General features: G+C 25.2%; 1 protein-coding gene. It reads left to right on the top strand.

The genetic code is table 11. The features are described 5' to 3' along the window. The coding region (locus tag KGF42_RS20680) for a helix-turn-helix domain-containing protein (protein WP_227826932.1) at window positions 1-302 on the top strand (302 nt) is incomplete at both ends.

Below are 302 nucleotides of genomic sequence, written 5' to 3'. Positions count from 1 at the left end.
GGAAAAAGCTTATAAGTTTAGAATATATCCAAATAAAAAACAGCAAGAGCTAATTAACAAAACTTTTGGATGTTGTAGATTTGTATATAATAAATATCTTGCTAAAAGAATAGATGTTTATAAAAACGATAAAGAAACTTTTACTTATAAACAGTGTAGTTCTGATTTGACCAATTTAAAAAAAGAATTAAAGTGGCTTAAAGAACCTGACAAATTTTCACTACAAAACGCCCTAAAAGATTTAGAAAACGCATATGAAAAATTCTTTAAAGAAAAGGCAGGATTTCCTAAATTTAAATCAA

It is taken from the genome of Clostridioides sp. ZZV15-6383 (assembly GCF_020657735.1).
GTDB lineage: Bacteria > Bacillota > Clostridia > Peptostreptococcales > Peptostreptococcaceae > Clostridioides > Clostridioides difficile_D.
Note: the sequence above shows the minus strand (reverse complement) of the source record. Positions and strands in the feature narration are given on the sequence as shown.